Annotated in this window: 16 protein-coding genes; 6 read left to right on the top strand and 10 right to left on the bottom strand. The window is 45.4% G+C overall.

Going from position 1 to position 18,381, the window contains the following annotated elements:
* Positions 1–24 precede the first annotated feature (24 nt).
* The 3 genes from ACYVF1_RS18885 to ACYVF1_RS18875 are packed head-to-tail and all read right to left on the bottom strand — an operon-like array spanning position 25 to position 3,186.
* Positions 25–1,086: an efflux RND transporter periplasmic adaptor subunit gene (locus tag ACYVF1_RS18885; RefSeq protein WP_461081662.1), complete on the bottom strand. Its 1,062-nt coding sequence runs from the start codon at positions 1,084–1,086 to the stop codon at positions 25–27.
* A gap of 58 nt (positions 1,087–1,144) precedes the next feature.
* Positions 1,145–2,524 carry a TolC family protein gene (locus ACYVF1_RS18880; protein ID WP_461081660.1) on the bottom strand — a complete coding sequence of 460 codons (1,380 nt, stop codon included), beginning with the start codon at positions 2,522–2,524 and terminating at the stop codon, positions 1,145–1,147.
* Positions 2,525–2,571: 47 nt separating this feature from the next.
* Positions 2,572–3,186, bottom strand: a complete 615-nt coding sequence (locus tag ACYVF1_RS18875) for a TetR/AcrR family transcriptional regulator (RefSeq protein ID WP_461081658.1) — start codon at positions 3,184–3,186, stop codon at positions 2,572–2,574.
* A 191-nt stretch (positions 3,187–3,377) separates the two neighbouring features.
* Between ACYVF1_RS18875 and ACYVF1_RS18870 the strand changes: the two genes are divergently transcribed.
* The 3 genes from ACYVF1_RS18870 (at position 3,378) to ACYVF1_RS18860 (ending at position 7,660) form a co-directional block, all read left to right on the top strand.
* Complete coding sequence (locus ACYVF1_RS18870; protein ID WP_461081656.1) at positions 3,378–3,998, top strand: thioredoxin family protein; 621 nt, start codon at positions 3,378–3,380, stop codon at positions 3,996–3,998.
* A 120-nt stretch (positions 3,999–4,118) separates the two neighbouring features.
* The gene (locus ACYVF1_RS18865) at positions 4,119–4,676 is read left to right on the top strand and encodes a sll1863 family stress response protein (protein WP_461081654.1); all 558 of its coding nucleotides are present in this window, start codon (positions 4,119–4,121) and stop codon (positions 4,674–4,676) included.
* An 863-nt stretch (positions 4,677–5,539) separates the two neighbouring features.
* Entirely contained in the window at positions 5,540–7,660 is a 2,121-nt protein-coding gene (locus tag ACYVF1_RS18860; protein WP_461081652.1) for a peptidylprolyl isomerase, read from the top strand.
* 112 nt (positions 7,661–7,772) lie between these two features.
* On the opposite strand, the gene rdgB is transcribed toward ACYVF1_RS18860, so the two are convergent.
* The 3 genes from rdgB to ACYVF1_RS18845 form a co-directional block, all read right to left on the bottom strand.
* On the bottom strand, positions 7,773–8,351 hold the full coding sequence (gene rdgB / locus ACYVF1_RS18855) for an RdgB/HAM1 family non-canonical purine NTP pyrophosphatase (RefSeq protein WP_461081650.1): 579 nt from the start codon (positions 8,349–8,351) through the stop codon (positions 7,773–7,775).
* Between the two features lie 64 nt (positions 8,352–8,415).
* Complete coding sequence (locus ACYVF1_RS18850) at positions 8,416–9,333, bottom strand: FKBP-type peptidyl-prolyl cis-trans isomerase (RefSeq protein ID WP_461081648.1); 918 nt, start codon at positions 9,331–9,333, stop codon at positions 8,416–8,418.
* Positions 9,334–9,430: 97 nt separating this feature from the next.
* On the bottom strand, positions 9,431–10,462 hold the full coding sequence (locus ACYVF1_RS18845; RefSeq protein WP_461081646.1) for a DHH family phosphoesterase: 1,032 nt from the start codon (positions 10,460–10,462) through the stop codon (positions 9,431–9,433).
* A gap of 179 nt (positions 10,463–10,641) precedes the next feature.
* On the opposite strand from ACYVF1_RS18845, the gene ACYVF1_RS18840 reads away from it, so the two are divergent.
* Entirely contained in the window at positions 10,642–11,061 is a 420-nt protein-coding gene (locus ACYVF1_RS18840) for a nucleoside-diphosphate kinase (protein WP_461081644.1), read from the top strand.
* A gap of 82 nt (positions 11,062–11,143) precedes the next feature.
* On the opposite strand, the gene nth is transcribed toward ACYVF1_RS18840, so the two are convergent.
* From nth to ACYVF1_RS18825, 3 genes are all read right to left on the bottom strand, one after another.
* A complete protein-coding gene (gene nth / locus ACYVF1_RS18835) occupies positions 11,144–11,803 on the bottom strand; it encodes an endonuclease III (protein ID WP_461081642.1) in 660 nt (219 codons plus the stop codon).
* 132 nt (positions 11,804–11,935) lie between these two features.
* Positions 11,936–12,187 carry a hypothetical protein gene (locus tag ACYVF1_RS18830; protein ID WP_461081640.1) on the bottom strand — a complete coding sequence of 84 codons (252 nt, stop codon included), beginning with the start codon at positions 12,185–12,187 and terminating at the stop codon, positions 11,936–11,938.
* Positions 12,162–12,761, bottom strand: coding sequence for an RNA polymerase sigma factor (locus tag ACYVF1_RS18825; protein WP_461081638.1), 600 nt, complete (start codon positions 12,759–12,761; stop codon positions 12,162–12,164). The genes ACYVF1_RS18830 and ACYVF1_RS18825 overlap by 26 nt, the downstream gene beginning before the upstream one ends.
* 452 nt (positions 12,762–13,213) lie before the next feature.
* Here ACYVF1_RS18825 and ACYVF1_RS18820 point away from each other — a divergent pair, with 452 nt between their 5' ends.
* Both ACYVF1_RS18820 and ACYVF1_RS18815 read left to right on the top strand, forming a co-directional pair.
* Positions 13,214–15,394 (top strand): tetratricopeptide repeat-containing sensor histidine kinase, encoded by a 2,181-nt coding sequence (locus ACYVF1_RS18820; protein WP_461081636.1) that lies wholly within the window; start codon positions 13,214–13,216, stop codon positions 15,392–15,394.
* A 24-nt stretch (positions 15,395–15,418) separates the two neighbouring features.
* Positions 15,419–16,297 carry an SAM hydrolase/SAM-dependent halogenase family protein gene (locus ACYVF1_RS18815; RefSeq protein WP_461081634.1) on the top strand — a complete coding sequence of 293 codons (879 nt, stop codon included), beginning with the start codon at positions 15,419–15,421 and terminating at the stop codon, positions 16,295–16,297.
* 35 nt (positions 16,298–16,332) lie between these two features.
* Here ACYVF1_RS18815 and ACYVF1_RS18810 read toward each other — a convergent pair whose 3' ends face one another.
* Complete coding sequence (locus ACYVF1_RS18810; protein ID WP_461081632.1) at positions 16,333–18,165, bottom strand: ABC transporter ATP-binding protein; 1,833 nt, start codon at positions 18,163–18,165, stop codon at positions 16,333–16,335.
* Positions 18,166–18,381: the final 216 nt, after the last annotated feature.

The raw sequence follows: 18,381 nt of genomic DNA, 5'->3' as shown, positions 1-18,381 counted from the left end.
TCTGTGCTCTCCGTGTTTAAGTGATTATTTAACAACGACGCTTGACTCTTCTGTCAAGAATGCGGAACCTGCTGTTACTACGTCTTTTACGCCGGATAACCCATTAATCAGCAACACTTTATCCTTTTCCAGGAAACCAATTTGGACGGGCGTTTTGCGAACGTGTTTATGATCGTCGGCCAATACGTAGACGAAGCCTTCTTTGCCATTTCCTTCAATGATAGATTCAACCGGAACCAGCGCATACGAGCGGCTTTGGACCGGAACAAGGGTTACTTTGGCAAACAGACCTGGAGCAAATTTCACAGCGCCGGGAGTGATACGTACTTCCACTTCGTAAAGCTTGTTAACTGGATCGGCAGCCTGAGCTAATTCGCTGACGGTGCCTGTAAACGTATGACCGGGATACGCATCAAGCGTGATGCTGGCTCGATTGCCCATCCGAAGTCGCGCCCAGTCTTTGTCGGATACGCCGACTCGAACGACCCAATCGCTGGGGCGGTTCGACGAAATCAGGTAAACCGATGCGCCTGCCGAAGCAAACTCACCCACATTGGTCAGCTTGCGCGTTACAGTGCCATCGACGGTGGCGTGGATTTGAGCGTAGCTACGGTTGAACTGAGCGATGGTTAGATTCTGTTTCGCTACGTTCCGACCCGTTGTGGCATTCTGGAGTTGTTCGAGCGTGGCTGCGGTATCGGCGTAGAGACTTTTTACACGACCTAAATCGCGTTCGGCTTTTTCGTGGGCAAGCTGCGCCTGACTGACCTGAGCATTAATTTCGGTTAAATCGAGCGTAGCAAGCAGTTGACCTTTACGTACCGTTTGCCCCTCTTCGACAAACATCTGGTTAATAATGCCGCCAATTTTGAATGACAGCCGCGCTTCCTTCGCCGACGAAACTAGTCCAGAAGCTATCACCGGCTCGGCACGTACCACTGTACCGACAGGCGTTAGTTTAATGGGCACTACGTTCTCGGAGGCTGTTTCGGTCGAGTGCTGGCGTTGATTATCACCAGCTTTAGTACCGCAGGCCCAAATGCCAACGGCAATCAGAGCAGAGAGAATAAATGATAGAAATTTCATGATAATGCTAGTTTACTGAGATAGTTTTATGATTTCTGGTTGCTTAAATAGAAGGCCATTATTGTACCGCCACAGCCCGGTCGAGGGCGGCCCGTTTAACCAGTAGGTCCATTCGGGCGAGCGAATGCTGCAGTTGAGCAGTTTGCTGGTCGTTCTGATAGCGTAAAAATTCAATCAGAAGAGACTGACCGTTGCGATATTTGCTGTCGATGACTCGTAATGTCTGGTCGGCGTTGCGCATCCCGCTTTCGGTAGCTGTCAGACTCTCGTTGGCTGCATTCAGGTCATAATAAGCCTGCAAAACCTGAAGCTGAATCTGACGTTGTACTTCAGTAAGCCGCGTCTGAAGGGCCTCCGTCTGCACTTTAGCCTGTTGAATCTTCGAGCGTTTTTCGTAGCCACGGAATAAATCCCATTGCAGACCGAGCTGCGCTACTACGTATGCCTGATTCTTAAACGTATACCCAAATCCCTGGAATCCAGTGTTAGCACCTACATACACATTCGGAATTTTAGCGTTGGCTTCGTTCAGCTTTACAGCTGTTTGGGCCGCGTTGAGGGAACCGTTCAACTGCATTACTTCCTGTCGGCTATGAAGCGCAGTTTGCTGTAAATCAGTTAGATTTTCTTTTGGCTCTGGCAAAATCTTCGTTAGTGAAGAATCGACATCAATACGTTGCGTGAGATCCCGGTTGAGTAAAAAATTGAAGTAAGCGCGGGCCGTCTCCCGGTTTTTTTCGGCCACGGCTAGTTGCTGATCAATTTTACTGACTTCATAGCGAGTCGACGTAACGGTTTCTTTGGTCGCTACGTTGTTACTGACCAATTTTTCGTTCAGGCGAGCCAGTTCCGTTAACACATGGCGCGAATTTTCGAAAATGCGAATGGCGTCGAGCGTTTGTAGATATTGATAATAAGCCGTGGCGATGTTATAGCGCAATTCGTTTTCAACAACCCGTCGGCGGGCTTCCTGCGCTGATAGTAATTGTTTCTGAATCAGAAAATTATATTGAATGTCTGTATTGAAAATAGCATACTGAATACTCAGTTTGGTGTCGTGAAAGTTATTAGGAGCCAGCAGTTGGTTTACATTCTCGATATTGGTTGGAAAGCGATCGGTACCAGTGAGCTGGTTGAGTGCTTTATACGCTGGATTGAGCATATCGCCCACCGGAAACTCCAATCGTCGCCCGCCAGCCGCCAGCGAATACGTCGGGTTAAAAGCCACTCGTGGATAAAACAACGACCGTGCCTGATTCAATGACTCCGTCACACGGCTGATTTCTAGCGATTCCTGACGTAGTGCCAGATTATTTGCCAGCCCCTCCCGAACGTAGTTCTCCAGAATAATCGACTGACCTGATGGCGCCGGTTGGGCTGCTGTACTGATTGGCAGAAGCAGCGCCAGATAATGGATGTATCTGTGAATAAGCCTCATAATCGATTGTTAGTTAATGAACAGTGTTTAGTGAATGGGTAAAAAATTTATAAGCCTCTTTTTATTGTTGCAATGAACAATTCGAACACAGTATCAACTAGCGTTTGAGCGTCTTCTTCAAACATACTCATGCGCTTCCGTAGGTGTAAGGCTACCAGCCCATGAACCGTGCTCCAAATCATTAAACCTGCCTGGTCAGCATTGGGGTGTTTGATTGCGCCAGCGTCAATACAGCGTTGCACAACCTGTTGTAAAAGTCCGAATGCCCGATGACCATCTTCCCAGACATCCTCCCCGCAGGCAAGGTTATCGATAGGAGCGGTCATAATGAACATCAGGTCATATAGTTCAGGGTTTTCAAAAGCAAATCGCAGGTAGATCCGGCCCATTTCGATAAGCGTTTCCATTGGGTCCTGAATGGTTGCGATAGGGGTGAATTCGTCGATCAGTTTTAGGAATGCTTTCTGATGCAGTGCAAAAAACAGTTCGTTCTTATCTTTAAAATACAGATAGATAGTTGCCGGGCTATACTCAATTTCGTCCGCAATGTTGCGAATGCTCACTTTATCGAAGCCATTAGTAAGAAATAACTTTTGCGCTCCTTCTAGAATGAGCTTCCGCATTTCTTCCCGTTCCCGTTCTTTTCGCTCTACAATACCCATAATTAATCTCAATGAACGACGCAAACTTACTGAACACTGTTTAGTAAACAAGTTTTTTCGCGAAAATTTTTCGTAACAAGTTTGATTTTCTCCAGACTAACTCGTCTACTGTGACAATTAATCCTTTTAATATGTTACGTATCTAATCGTTGATTAGGCTTTTACGCGGACGGAAGTCTGCAAAACTTAAGATGAAGAAATATTTTTTTCGGCTAATTCTGGTTCTATGTGTTCTGTTCCTAAACCAGCAAACTACATGGGCTCAACTCGCTAAAGGCTACAATCTTGGCGACGCAATTGCTGATTTTCAACTGAAAAGCGTTGATGATAGAACAGTTTCGCTGGCGAATTATAAGGGACAAAAGGGGTTGATTGTTGTGTTCACTAGTAATCATTGTCCGTTTGCCAAAGCCTATGAAGACCGTATTATAGCGTTAGACCGCAAATTTTCGCCACAGGGATACCCGGTACTGGCCATCATGCCGAACGATCCAGCTGCCTACGAAGACGATACGTTCGAACAAATGAAAATTCGTTCCCGCGACAAAGCATACCCATTTATTTATGCAATGGATGATACGCAAGCCGTAGCTCGCTCATTTGGTGTTATTCGTACCCCTCAGGTATACGTACTGAACCAACGCGACGGTCGCTTCATTCTCGAATACGTTGGGGCGATTGATGACAATCCGCAAGACCCAGTAAACGTACAGCGACGCTACGTTGATGAAGCAATAACGAGTTTGCTGACCGGACGACCCGCTCAGTCTCCACTTACAAAACCAATTGGATGTGCTATTAAATGGAAGTAAACGTAGTTGGAAAATGTACGTACTGCTACGTTATCAATTATTTTCTAGTTGCTTCTTCTTCTGTTTTGGCATGTCATTTGCCAATGGGGTTTGTAACAATCAAACTACACACAAACGGTTATGAAAAAGTCACAATTAATTATGAAACGGGTTAAGTATGTTGCTGGTACGTTGTTGCTGGTAGCTTCGCTGACATTTACACAAGCCTGTAGGTCAGATAATAAAGATGAGTCGCGAACGGAAGATGCACTCGAAAAAACCGGTGATGCCATCAGTGCTGACGCCAAAGATGCCGCTGCTGAAGCTAAAGAAGATATCCGAGAAGCAGGTGATAAAGCCGAAGCCAAATCTGACGAAATATCGGCTGATTTCAAGCGTGAACGCGATGAAGCCGTTGCAAAAATGAAAGTGGAAAAAGACAAACTGGACGCTAAAATCGCTGATATGAAGGCTGATATGAAGCGCGACGGTGCTAAAGCAAAAGCAGAATCAAAAGAGCAGCTCGCCAAACTTGAAGACGAACGTGAAGAGCTTGGTCATGATATCGACAAGGCCCAAAACGCTACCGCAGCTGCTTGGAAAGATATAAAAGCTGGCTTTAAAGAGGCCGGTAGAAATGTCGGTGATGCCTTCGATAAAGCGGGCGACAAGCTAGACCGTGATGGCAAAAAAGACTAATAGGTAATCTTATTTTGCAAAAAATGCCGACCTGTCAGGTCGGCATTTTTTGTGGAGTTTTGTGGCATTATGTCTACAGTTTTTTCTTGTAGAATCAGGCTGTAGAGATAGAGCCATACTTTTTATACATGTTTTTTAGTGGCCGAAAATTGCCGCTTTCATTACTAAAGCGACTGGCTAAATTGATTTGCTATCTGCAGATTGATTGTTATGTAACGGAACTCTTTTTGCCGAAAAATAACTCCTTTTTGTTCAATTAGACTTACTTATGCGTAGGTTCAAAATGAGACGCCTGTCTATATTATCGACAAAAAAGTCGCGGTTATTTAAAAAGCTGATTACTACTTTGGGTTTACTAACTGTTAGGAGTAGCTGCGTGGGTAAATGCGTATATTGATACGTTAAAGAATCGGTTCTATCCGGTGGGTCACGCGCCCCGCGGTTGGTACATCGCTCCGTTTGTGCGGTAAGCTAGTATGGGGTTTAGTTACCTTAGATTCTCCGACAATCACTGCTACGTTAAATGGGCAATATTATGCCATTCGCGCTTTTGGATTGGCGCGAGCCTACGATTTTTTAGTGAATACAATTAGAAACGTAACTTAGCATGGGCTATTAGGGCAATCGTTCTAGGAAAACAGGCTAAAAATATGTTACGATTTGACAAACAGTTTGGTATAAAGTTTGCCCATTAATGAGAGGAAATAAGCAGAGGAGAGCCAACTAAAACGTATGTTGATACACATTTGTTTGTTGCCAATTAACCATTTTTAGGAAAAAAGCCGGTACGCAGTTCCCAAAACCCTTGTATTCGAGGAGGGAAAATTGTTATTTTGCGGGCTAAATTGTTTGTTAAAAGCGAAATGTCTGTCATTAATAAGATCAGAGAGCGTTCAGGATTAGCAGTTGGTATTATTGCCGTCAGCTTGATTCTGTTTATTGTGGGTGGTGATTTGCTGGGTGGCCGCAGCCTTTTGTTCGGTGGAGATCAGCAGAAAGTCGGTGAAATTGACGGCAAATCCGTCGATTATCAGGAATTTAACGCCAAAGTAGATGAAATCCGGGCGCAGTATGAGCAACAGACAGGTCGCCCGCCGGGTGATCAGGAAATGACTCAAATTCGTGAGCAAGCCTGGAATCAGCTGCTGTTTGAAATTGCTTACCAAAGCGAATTCGACAAACTTGGTTTGAAAGTATCACCCGAAGAGTTGGTTGATATGGTACAGGGAAATAACATTAGCCCTACCGTACGTCAGGCCTTCACTAACCCACAAACGGGTGTTTTTGATAAAAGCTCGATCATCAGCTACCTCAAAGGGTTAAAGAATTTGCCCCCTCAACAACAGGCTGCCTGGGCAAGTTTTGAAAAAAACCTAAACTCGGATCGCCTGCGTGACAAATACGAAGGGCTGATGCGCTTGTCGGTTTATGCAACCACGGCTGAAGCACAGAAAGAATATCAGGCGCAGAATTCGAAGGCAAATGTAAAGTTCCTTTTCGTGCCTTTCCACACCATCAACGACACGACGGTGAAGGTAACGGATTCAGAACTTCAGGACTATCTGGATAAGCATAAGGATGAATATCCAGGTTCTGATAGCCGATCACTTCAATACGTAACGTTTTCGGTAACACCCTCGAAAGAAGACAGTGCTACGCTCTATAATGACATTAAGTCGTTGGCGCGTGGCTTAGGTGCCGCTAAAGACGATTCAGTTTTTGCTCAGCAAAACAGCGATGTTCGCGTACCGCTCTACCTAACCGCAGGAGAAATGCCTGAACAACTACGGGCTTCTATTGCTACGTTCGCGCCAGGTGGTATTTATGGGCCTTTCCGTGAAGGAAATACGTATTTCATCTATAAATACGGCGGCACGAAAAAAGATACCAGCTTTACGGCTCGCGCCAGCCACATCCTGATTCAGACCAAAGGACTGGCAGATTCGGCTAAAGTCCAGGCGCGTAATCGGGCCGAAGCCTTACTGAAGCAGATTCAGGGTGGCGCTAATTTCGAAGCTCTCGCACAAACCAACAGCGAGGATGGGTCGCGGTCGCAGGGTGGTGACCTCGGTTATTTCAAAAACAACGGGCAAATGGTTAAACCGTTTGAAGCGGCTGTGTTTGGCGCTACGTCGGCCGGTTTGATTCCCCGTCTGGTAGAGACCGAGTTCGGTTATCACATTATCAAAGTAACCCAGCCGAAAACCAACGTATTATATCGCATTGCGGGTATTGGCAAAACCATCTCACCAAGTCAGACAACTCGTGATGAGGCCCTTCGGAAAGCTGACCAATTTGCGTCGGAAGTTCGGACAAAGGAGCAATTTGATGCAAAGGTGAAAGAAGATAAATCGGTGGTTGTTGCCACGGCAGATCGTTTACCCGAAAGTGCTGCTCAAATCAATGCTTTGGGAGGAACTGAAGTTCGGCAGATTATCCGCTGGGCTTTTGATAAAGGAACCGACATTGGTGAGGTATCAGAACCATTTATTGTTGGTGATCAATACGTTATAGCTGTGTTAACCAAAAAGTCGGAAAAAGACAAAGTGACCGTAGATGATTTCCGCACGGAATTAACGACGAAAGTACGTAATGAATTGAAAGGTCAGCAGATCGTCGCTAAGCTTGGAAATGCTACTGGTTCTCTGGAAAGTATCTCGCAGAAATACGGTGCTGGTGCGCTGGTTGAAACTGCCGACGATATTAATCTCGCAACTGGTTTCTTACGTAGCGCTGGTGTTGATCCTGTAGCTTTAGGAAAAGCATTTGGTTTAAAAGTTGGCAAGCGGTCGAAGCCGTTTGTAGGTGAAGGTGGCGTTCTAATTATGGAAACAGAAGCCATGATTCCAGCACCTGCGATTGCTGACTACAACATGTATAAGACGCAGCTTCAGCAAAACAATACGTCGCGGGTTGGTTTCTACATTAATGAGGCTATTAAAGATGCTGCTAACGTAGAAGATCGCCGGGCTAAGTTTTATTAGTCATTTGCTTAAGTAAATCGAAACGCCCGCTTCTGACGTTCAGAAGCGGGCGTTTTTGTAATGTGGATGGTAATCCGCAGTATCAGGCTCAAAACTGCAAGTATTATTCACGTTACTTAATTTGTTGCTGCAGGTACGTTATCATCTTTGCCAGTGCACGTGAGCGATGGCTAATACCGTTTTTCTCAGTAATGCTCATTTCGGCAAATGTACGGTCATACCCATCTGGCTGAAAAACTGGGTCATAACCAAATCCTCCATTGCCACGCGGCTCCAACTGGATTTGCCCCGTAATGATACCTTCAAATTGGTGTTCAACGCCATGCAAAATCAGCGTAAAAACGGTTCGGAATTGTGCTTTTCGGTTCGTTACCTCCGAAAGGTTTGTAAGTAGTTTCTCAACATTTTTCTTGAAATCCCGGCTACCGGAGTAAAACGCAGAGTCTACTCCTGGTTCGCCATTAAGGGCGTCGACTTCTAAGCCTGAATCATCGGCAAAACAGGAAATTCCGAAATGCGTCCAGACATAATCAGCTTTCTGGCGAGAATTACCCGGAATAGTACCAGTAGTTTCTGGCAATTCCTCATCGCAGCCAATTTCACGTAGCGTTTTCAGAGCGAATAACTGGCCAAGCTGATCAGCAACTTCGTCTATTTTGTGTTGGTTATTTGTGGCAAAGCAAAGTTCCATAGTAAACAAAAAAAGCCGTTTACAGCTAGATCTGCAAACGGCTTTTAAATGAAATAAGAAAAAATTAGCGACTTGGAGGTGCTTGCGGCATACCTGGCTGAGGAGCCTGCCCTTTCTGAATATCCATTACTTCAATATCAAAAAGGAGAACCGAATTCGCTGGAATTGCCTGATTTCCACGAGCTCCGTACCCCAACGTTGATGGAATAATGAGCGTCGCTTTTTCACCTTTATGAAGTTGCATAATACCGTCTTCCCAGCCTGGAATAACCATCCCAGCACCTAATTGAAGCTGGAAAGGTTTGCCCCCCGCTTGTGGATTAGTGCGTGAGTTATCAAACTCTTTTCCGTTCAGTAATCGACCTGCGTAATGAACCGATACTACGTCTCCCGGCTTAGGATTGGGTCCCGAGCCAGGCTGATTTACAATGTAATAAACTCCTGATGGTGTTTTCTTCACTTTATCCGTCATTCCGTTTTTAGCAACATAGGCTTCAATGGTTTTGGCATCGATACCTTTTTGTTTTTCGAAATCAGCGGCTTGTGTTTTCTTATACTCGTCTTCGGTTTGAATGTTCAACACCTTCACGGCAATGCCGATGTCAGTGCCTTTCTGAACGCCCGGAGGCAGTGGCTGCATGGCTTTGGTGAAGATAGAGTCGGCGCTTACGTAGAACGTAGCACTATCGCCTTTGCCCAGCATAGTCAGGCCTTCTTCATAAGATCCTTTAAAAGGAGGAACTTGAAGCAGCATCTGAAAAGGAGCTCCTTCTTTGTGCGTATCCCGTAGCACCGAATCCTTATTGTTCAGCAACGTAAGATGCAGTGTCAATATATCACCAACTTTACCTTTGCGGCTTCCTTCCGATTGTTCGTGAATTTGATACTTCAGGCCGTTGTCCGTCATCTGGACGCGGTTTTTACCGCAGGCAGCTACTACAGCGACGATCAGGGCGGCTTTCCCGAAATTTTTAAGAGACATGAGAGATTGCTTGGTTGTTATGTTGTTTTTTATTTCAGGGTTAACGTATCAGGCTTTACAGAGGTAACAGCATTGGCGGTCTGGAACCTACAACAGATTATACAGTTTCCAATAGTTTTTGCTGATAAAGCGGAATCACTTCTAGTAATTTCTGTTCAGTTTCTACCAGCGATAGTTTTGAACGACCACCTGCAGCATTTCGATGGCCTCCACCTTCAAAATGTGTGCTAGCCAAATCGCGTACAGAAAAATCGCCAATAGAACGAAAGGACAACCGAATTTCATCGATCCGATCGATGAGGATAGCGGCCATGACAACGCCCTCAACGGCTAGTGCATAATTAACTATGCCTTCGGTGTCGCCCATCTTTGATCGATATCGTTTTAATTCGGTATCTGTTAACGTAATGTAAGCGAACTTGTATTCGGGCAGAACCTTCAATTTTTCATTCAGAACGTAGCCCAGCAATCGAAACTTATCGAGTGTTACGTTATCGAAAATACGTCGGTGGATTGTACTGACATCAATCTTTAAATCAACGAGTTCGGCGGCCATCCGGTGTACGTTACCCGTCGTATTTGAGTGCCGGAATGATCCCGTATCTGTCATAAGACCTGAATAAAGACATTCCGCAATCGGTACGTCAATAAGTTCTTTATCGCCTAACTCGACGATGAGCCGAAAAATGAGTTCGGCCGTGGCCGCTGCCTCTGGGTCCCAAAGGGTCAGATCAGCAAACGATTCGGGTTCGAGATGGTGGTCAATAAGAATCTTACGTGCCCGCGACTGACGTACCATAGGAGCCAGTTCGCGAATACGGTCGAGACTCGAAAAATCAAGGCAGAAAATAATATCTGCTTCGTCGAACAGCTGACTAACAGGAATACGTAATTTCTCTTCAAACGCAATAACCTCATCATTACCTGTCATCCAATACAGATTCGACGGGTAATCGGTTGGGGTAACAACAGTAACGCGATGGCCTTTTTTCCGAAGGTAGCCTGCCAAACCCAGTGATGAGCCCATGGCGTCGGCATCGGGATTCTGATGAGTCGTAATCAGGACGGTTTGCGCGGGTCCGTTGGGTGGTTGCTGAATAGCCGCGCCAATCGCTTCAATATCTTGCATATGTAAACGGGCACAGCCGTAATCGAAACACAAAAGTACTAATTATTTCTATATGCGGGACCTGCCGATCTACAGCGTATAGTGTGCTATGCGCTACGTGTTTTTTAAGACTTTGCCTACTGCTAAATCAAATCTGCTTACCTTTGCGGCCAAATAAAATTTGGACATAACTATTTAGAATGGCAACGAATCGCACATTCACCATGATTAAGCCCGATGCCGTAGCGTCTGGGCATTCTGGAGCAATTATTAAGATGATCGAAGAAGCAGGTTTTCGTATCGTATCGATCAAAAAAACATTGTTAACCAATGAACGCGCTGGTCAGTTTTACGCTGTTCACCGGGAGCGTCCTTTCTACAACGACCTCCGAACATATATGTCGTCGGGGGCCATTATTCCGATGGTTTTAGAAAAGGAGAACGCCGTAGCCGATTTTCGGAAACTGATTGGTGCCACAAATCCGGCTCAGGCAGAGGAAGGAACAATTCGGAAATTATATGCAAAGTCAATGGAGGCAAACGCAATCCATGGTTCTGATTCGGATGAAAACGCCGAAATAGAAAGCAATTTCTTCTTTGCTGGAACAGAGCAATATTAACAAATATCGATTGTCTGAACCGGGGTTTTTAGGATTAAAAAAATTACGGGTTTTTATCGCCTGTAATTGATAATGAATCTTTTTAATCCTGTAAAAATCTTGGTTCAGATTTCTGATAGTATTTACAGAAATCCTTCAACTCGCACACTCCGCAACGAGGGGCGCGTGCAAGGCATACGTAGCGTCCGTGTAAGATAAGCCAGTGATGTGCTTTTGGAACGTACTGCTTCGGAATATAGGGCATAAGTGCCTTCTCAACGGCTAGAGGAGTGGTTGCCGTTAATGGTGCTAAACCAAGTCGATGTGAAACACGAAACACATGTGTATCGACAGCCATGGTCGGCTCATTATACACGACTGATAAAATAACGTGAGCCGTTTTGCGGCCTACTCCCGGTAAAGTCTGAAGCTCTTCCAGTGTAGCCGGAATTTCCCCGTTAAATCTTTCCATTAAGGCTTTGGCCATACCGACCAAATGCTTTGCCTTGTTGTTTGGATACGAAACACTACGTATGTACGCAAAAACTTCGTCGACGGAAGCGGCTGCTAATGACTCGACTTCCGGAAAACGGGCAAACAGCGCCGGCGAAATCTGATTGATACGTTTATCGGTGCATTGCGCCGATAGAATAACCGCCACCAGCAATTCATAAGGATTGCTAAAGTTCAGCTCCGTTTTTGGCTCTGGATAGTGTTGGGTAAAGTAATTGAGGAAGCGCTGGAAGCGTTCTTTTTTAAGCATAACAAGAAAGTAGCGCGATTAGAAAATCGCACAGCCAAAGGATAACCTCATAGTTGCTATTCTACAAGCCTCTACCAGATTAACCTACGGCTAGACGGTTTTCCAATCGCGTTACATGACCCACCGACTCGCCTACAACTGAGGTTGGCGAGTTGGTGGATTTGACGGATGGTTCTTAGAATAATTAAGAATAGACTGAATCGTATTGACCCGTGGTTCCCGTTCTATCTTATTCATCAGCGCACGAAGTTCCAGCGCTTCCAGAAAGAACGTCATCAGGTCCGGCTCCGACATCAGGGCGTCTTCAATGAGCAGATTCTCCTCAGGTGAGGTCTCCTCATAGACATATCGGATTACATCATCTTGGGTAAATGTTTTTATCATAACTCGGCGAACGTTTGCTCAGTTGTTTGCGCAGATTGATCAGCGCATAACGCATACGTCCTAATGCCGTGTTAATACTGACGCCGGTTGCATCGGCAATCTCTTGGAAACTCATTTCCTCGTAGTGCCGCATGATGAGCACTTGACGTTGTTGTTCAGGCAGTCGCTGAATCAATTCGCGCAAATGCTCGTGTGTTTCCTGGCGAATTTGTAGCGATTCAACCGAATCTTCTGCAAACTCAAGCGTGTTGAACACACTGCTTCCGTCCTCAAACACTACATTAGGGTAGCGTTTATCTTTTCGGAAATAGTCAATGGCCAAGTTGTGAGCGATTCGAATAATCCAGGGTAGAAATTTTCCCTCCTCGTTATACCTACCCGACTTAAGCGTGTCCACGGCCTTGATGAACGTGTCCTGCATTAAATCTTCCGCCACATACTGGTCTTTTACAATCAGATAAATGGTGGTGTAGATTTTCGATTTGTGCCGTTGCACCAACTTCGCAAAGGCTTTTTCATTACCACGGATGTACAGGGAAATCAACTCACTGTCGTTTACCTGGGTTTTTTCCATTTTCAGTAAGACAATTAGGTAACGTAGAGCTGTGTTCCGATAGTGTGCAGGTGGTTATGTTTTTTAGAAAATTATTGAGAATCCAGTTTTAAAAATAATGGCTGGCTACCTAAAATCCAAATAAATAGTACAAAAAATCTGCCAAACGGTAGTTTTTCCTCTTAAAATTTAATTCTTGACGAGAAAAAATGCTGACTACTATACTTTTTGACAAATATAGCTTATTCGTAGAATTAATTGTACTTACGTTTGATGCTGCAATATAGATTCAATTTAGCAGATGTTCGTTTAAATCAAAATTATCTTTTTTTCAAATTGTGTGCTGGGGCCCTTTATCTAAATGCATCCTATGATGCTTTACAGAATAGCGATTTTGCATAAAACATTGATTTACTGGGGTAATTGGCTATTTTTAGGTTTTATTTTGCTAAGCATTAAGGGGTTGATTGTCTATGAGGCTGCTTTGGCTTGCAATTATACTGTTTAGTTGGCAGATAAGCTGCCTCGGGCAAAAATGCCCGACTCTGCCCGAATTAGATTTCGACCGGCGGGGCGATGCTGCTTATATGGACAGTCTATTGACAATAGGCCGGGTACATCGTCACATTTCAGCTAGTCTACCTCGCAATCAACGTAACGATACGCTACGTTTGGAAGGCCTTCGGTATATGTCGGTCGTTTTTAAGCAAATGCGGGGGCAACAACGTGACAGTACGTTTTTCTACGCTCAAAAACTTGAGGAAATCGCCCGGCTTTATCGTAATGACTTATACGTAGTACGCGCTATGATGCTGGAGGAATATTACCTGCGCACTGTTAAAGGCGATTACCCCCAGGCACTTGTTATCAATCAGCAAGCTTCGGAATGGTGTGTGCGCTTGCCTCGTGACAGTTCCCCACGATGGCAGGTATTGATGAATATGGGCGATATATATATGGTGCAGAAAGAGTATACTAATGCTCTGTCCAGCTATCAGTTATCGTTGAAACTGCTAGGCTTCAATACATCAATGACACCCCGAAATCGGAAGTTACTCATCAGTCAGGCAATAACACAGATTGGAGAAGTGTACGAAATTCAGGGGCAATACGATCAGGCTCGTCAGCAGTTTGAAGCAAGTCGGCAAATTGCGTTGGAGGTACATTCGCAGGTAAATATAGCCTATGCCGGTGAACGTTTGGGCGATTTTTATGTGAGTCGTCATCAACCAGAACAGGCCATTAAATTTTTCCAGGAAAGCTTAGCTATTTGGAATCAGCTAAACGAGCGGCCCGGCCAAGCGGCTGTATGGGCGAGGCTTTCGGAATGCTATACTCTGACATATCAACCTGCGCTGGCTATCGAATTTGGAGAAAAAGCCGTTACCATAGCTCGTGAAGAAGGGTATAACCGAATTCGGCAGATGGCCACCCAGTCACTATATCGGGCCTATCGAATTGCAAATCAAGCCGCAAAGGCATTGGCTATGTATGAAGAATACAGCATGATTCGTGATAGCCTGGATAACCTCAGACGAGTTGAAGAATTGGCGGCTCTTCAAAAAAAATACGACATCAATCAGATCCGCATGGCGGCTGATAAAGAACGATTTATCCAGCAACAGCAACTACTGGATGTGCGTCGGGAGAACGAACTGGAGCGGCTGCGTGCCGAGTCAGAACGGGGCCAGTTGATAGGGGAGGCTCGGATGAATAAACTCCAGCAACGTATCGAAACCGAACGGCTCCGAACTAAGGCCGAAAAAAACCGTTTGACTCAACAGGCGCATATCGCTAGGTTGAATCACGATATTGAAGCTGGCTATTTGATGCGGGTTATTCTGGTAGGAGGCCTGGCTATGTTACTGGGCTTCGTAGCTGTATATTATCGGAAAAATCGCTTGATATATCGGCAAAAGCGCGAAATAGAAGTCTTGAACCGGGATCTGGAAGATAAAGTGCTCGCCCGAACTATGGAGTTGAAGTTGGCAAATGATCAGCTACGGGCCAAGAATCGGGAGATTGAAGAAGCGTTGCTACGTGGTCAGACGCTGGAACGGAAGCGGATGGCCGCCGATTTGCACGACAGTCTAGGCGGTTTGTTGGCGGCTATCAAAACGAGCCTATCGGCCCTAAACCCTGCGAAAATGGCCGACCGGGAACAACAAATTTATTATAATTTATTGAATATGAGCCAGGAAGCGTTCGCTGAAGTTCGTTACCTGTCGCATAACCTACAGCCCGATGAATTAGAAAAACAAGGATTGGCCGAAGCGTTAACTCGTTTGATAAATAAACTGAATGTAAGTCAGAAGATTGTATTTCGTTTGGATGCGGCCGAGTTACCCCGGATGGACAAAACCGCTGAGTTCAATCTTTATTCAATCTGTATCGAGCTGTGTAGCAATATTCTCCGGCATTCGGAAGCCACGGAAGCGGACATCATTTTCCGACGGTTCAATACAGAATTGAATATGATTGTAAAAGATAATGGTTGTGGCATGAACCCTTCTGACGCAACCGGGATGGGTCTCCATAATATTCAAGCTCGGATGGATTTGATCCGTGGACGTTACGAAATTCATTCGAGCGATGGCGAAGGCACTACCTTTATTTTTATATTGCCCGTTTCCGTCGATGAGGTAGCTGGTTGAACCAGTTCTACACATTAAATTATTATGCGTACATCTTACACACTATTTCTTTTGATTTTCCTAGTGTTAGGGAAATTGGCGCAGGCGCAAAATGGTATTGTCGTTATTCAGTCTGATTTTGGGTTGAAAGATGGCGCAGTTTCGGCTATGAAAGGCGTTGCATTGGGCGTATCACCATCGCTCAAACTGTTCGATCTCACCCACGAAATTCCTGCTTATAACATCTGGGAAGCCGCTTATCGCTTACACCAGACCGTTACGTATTATCCAGCCGGAACGGTGTTCGTATCGGTTTGCGACCCCGGTGTGGGCACTGACCGGCGCTCGGTAGTATTACTTACAAAATCAGGTCATTACATTGTTACGCCTGATAACGGTACGTTAACTCTGGTGGCCGAAGACTTAGGTATTAAGGAGATTCGGCAAATCGACGAAGCCATTAACCGTCGGAAAAATTCTGGTGCTTCGTATACATTTCACGGTCGCGACGTATATGCCTATACGGCCGCGCGGCTGGCAGCACACGTAATAACCTTTGCTAAAGTTGGCCCTAAGCTTCCGAATAACGTAGTACGTATCATTTATCAGAAACCAGAAGTTAGTAAGAACGTAGTAAAAGGAAATATCCCAATCCTTGACAGTCAATACGGGAATGCCTGGAGTAACATTCCTAAATCTTTAATTGACCAGATTGGCGCAAAAGCTGGCGATAAAATTCACGTTCAAATTATACGTAGCGGCCAAACAGTTTACGACAAAAACGTTCGCCTGGTCAATACGTTCGGCGAAGTACCAGTCGGCGACGACGTAGCGTATATTAATAGTCTGATGAATTTTTCAATAGCAATAATCAGGGCAATTTTGCGGACAAATATAAAGTTGCGAGTGGAGCGGAATGGCTGATTACAGTGAGTAAATGATATGCCCTATCACCTGAGTTACACATTCTGCATCGTACTTAATTTCCGATAGAAACCTTCGTCTAACGTTAGCAGTTCGTCATGGCGGCCCCGTTCAACGATACGTCCCTGATTCACCACCAGAATTTCATCGGCATGTTGAATGGTACTGAGCCGGTGGGCAATAACCAACGTAGTACGGTTGGCCATCAGTCGTGTGAGCGCTTCCTGAACCAGTTTTTCGGATTCGGTATCGAGGGCCGACGTAGCTTCGTCTAAAATCAGGATGGGTGGGTTTTTAAGAATAGCCCGCGCAATGCTGATACGTTGTCGTTGCCCACCCGATAGCTTTCCGCCCCGGTCACCAATAATAGTTTGATAGCCATTTGGTTGAGTAACGATAAAGTTGTGGGCGTTGGCGATACGCGCTGCTTCCACAACATCGGCTTCGGCCGCATCGCTGCCAAATGCAATGTTATTGAAAATCGAATCGTTGAACAGAATACTTTCCTGGGTAACAATGCCCATATGCGCCCGTAACGATGCCATCGTACAATCGCGAAGATCCACACCGTCAATGAGAATGCGCCCGCCTGTTGGGTCGTAAAACCTTGGAATCAAATCAGCAATAGTCGATTTCCCGCCCCCCGACGAGCCCACTAGCGCTATTGTTTTTCCTTTCGGCAAATCGAACGTAACATCGCGCAAAACCGGCGTATCGACATTATATGCAAACGACACGTTCTGTACAGAAATACGGTCGGCGAAATGGGTTAACGTAACGGCATCCGGTTTGTCTTGAATAACGGACTGCGTATCAATCAGTTCGAGAACACGTTCGCCGGAGGCAAGTCCGCGCTGCGATCCGCTGAAGGCGTTTGAAATGTCTTTGGCGGGGCGCGTTACCTGCGAGAAAATGGCGATGTACGAAATAAATTCGGCGGCTGTCAAATCCGATTGTCCGTTTAGCACCAATGAGCCGCCATAAAGCAAAATACCCGACACCACCGCTACGCCCATAACTTCCGAAAAAGGCGATGCCAGTTCTCGCCGGTTAGCCAGCGAACGTACCGCCTGTCGATAGCCTTCGTTCTCTTCACGAAATTTGTTTAGGATAAAGCCTTCTGCCACAAAACCTTTCACCACACGCATGCCGCCAAAAGTTTCGTCAAGTAAACTCACCAATCCGCTTAAACGTTGTTGACCAGCTTGCGCGTCGCGTTTCATTCGACGTACCAGAAAGGCAATAAATCCGCCTGATACAGGGATTACCAATATGGCAAATAAGGTGAGTTTAACCGAAATGCTCAGGAGGGCAACGATGTAACTAATCAACAAAAACACCTCTTTAGAGGCCGCCGATAACGTATTGGCAATCGAATTTTCAACTTCCTGTATGTCAGTAGTGATACGTGAAATGAGGTTACCTTTCCGCTCATTGGAGAAAAAGCCCAAGTGTAGTCCAATTGCACGGCTAAACACAGTTTCCCTTAATTTAGCGACCATTCGTGCTTTGAATGACTCTAACTGCCTAACAGAGAGGTATTTGAACAAATTGCTGCAAAGCACTGACGTAATAATGACGGCACACACAAATTGCAGCGCCCCTACTTTTCCGTAGGTCTGAAACACCTGTGCGAAGTAGTAACTAAAGGCATCGACTGGCGACGTAGTGAACGAAGGGGCAGGCTGATTCAAGAAGGCCTGCATCTTCTGCGTATCGACTTTATCGAACAAAACACTTAGCAGCGGAATCAGCAGGGTGAAATTTAATACGCCAAATACGCTGGCCAGCAACGACGTCAGGACAAATGGCGTCAGAAATCGGCCCAGGGGTTTGGCAAATGAGAGTAAGCGAAGGTATGTTTTCATTTAGACCACAAAGATAACCGGGATTGAGCAGATTTAAGGATTAGCAGGATTGTCTGAACCGGGATTTACAGGATTGGAAGGAGTTGCAAGATCAATTGACGCCTTACCAAGTTGCGCAGAAAACAAAATCCGGTGAATCCTTGCATCTGCTAAATCCAGGTTCAGAAAGGGTATTAAAACGGGCTTTAATCTGACTCGTTAATTGTACTAAAAAAA

The organism is Spirosoma flavus (assembly GCF_054778555.1).
This window is presented reverse-complemented; position numbering and strand designations above follow the sequence as displayed.

Excerpts from the sequence above, each read along its gene's own strand:
- ACYVF1_RS18885 (WP_461081662.1), bottom strand. The coding sequence starts at position 1,086 with ATGAAATTTCTATCATTTATTCTCTCTGCTCTGATTGCCGTTGGCATT.
- ACYVF1_RS18880 (WP_461081660.1), bottom strand. The coding sequence starts at position 2,524 with ATGAGGCTTATTCACAGATACATCCATTATCTGGCGCTGCTTCTGCCA.
- ACYVF1_RS18875 (WP_461081658.1), bottom strand. The coding sequence starts at position 3,186 with ATGGGTATTGTAGAGCGAAAAGAACGGGAACGGGAAGAAATGCGGAAG.
- ACYVF1_RS18870 (WP_461081656.1), top strand. The coding sequence starts at position 3,378 with ATGAAGAAATATTTTTTTCGGCTAATTCTGGTTCTATGTGTTCTGTTC.
- ACYVF1_RS18865 (WP_461081654.1), top strand. The coding sequence starts at position 4,119 with ATGAAAAAGTCACAATTAATTATGAAACGGGTTAAGTATGTTGCTGGT.
- ACYVF1_RS18860 (WP_461081652.1), top strand. The coding sequence starts at position 5,540 with ATGTCTGTCATTAATAAGATCAGAGAGCGTTCAGGATTAGCAGTTGGT.
- rdgB (WP_461081650.1), bottom strand. The coding sequence starts at position 8,351 with ATGGAACTTTGCTTTGCCACAAATAACCAACACAAAATAGACGAAGTT.
- ACYVF1_RS18850 (WP_461081648.1), bottom strand. The coding sequence starts at position 9,333 with ATGTCTCTTAAAAATTTCGGGAAAGCCGCCCTGATCGTCGCTGTAGTA.
- ACYVF1_RS18845 (WP_461081646.1), bottom strand. The coding sequence starts at position 10,462 with ATGCAAGATATTGAAGCGATTGGCGCGGCTATTCAGCAACCACCCAAC.
- ACYVF1_RS18840 (WP_461081644.1), top strand. The coding sequence starts at position 10,642 with ATGGCAACGAATCGCACATTCACCATGATTAAGCCCGATGCCGTAGCG.
- nth (WP_461081642.1), bottom strand. The coding sequence starts at position 11,803 with ATGCTTAAAAAAGAACGCTTCCAGCGCTTCCTCAATTACTTTACCCAA.
- ACYVF1_RS18830 (WP_461081640.1), bottom strand. The coding sequence starts at position 12,187 with ATGATAAAAACATTTACCCAAGATGATGTAATCCGATATGTCTATGAG.
- ACYVF1_RS18825 (WP_461081638.1), bottom strand. The coding sequence starts at position 12,761 with ATGGAAAAAACCCAGGTAAACGACAGTGAGTTGATTTCCCTGTACATC.
- ACYVF1_RS18820 (WP_461081636.1), top strand. The coding sequence starts at position 13,214 with ATGAGGCTGCTTTGGCTTGCAATTATACTGTTTAGTTGGCAGATAAGC.
- ACYVF1_RS18815 (WP_461081634.1), top strand. The coding sequence starts at position 15,419 with ATGCGTACATCTTACACACTATTTCTTTTGATTTTCCTAGTGTTAGGG.
- ACYVF1_RS18810 (WP_461081632.1), bottom strand. The coding sequence starts at position 18,165 with ATGAAAACATACCTTCGCTTACTCTCATTTGCCAAACCCCTGGGCCGA.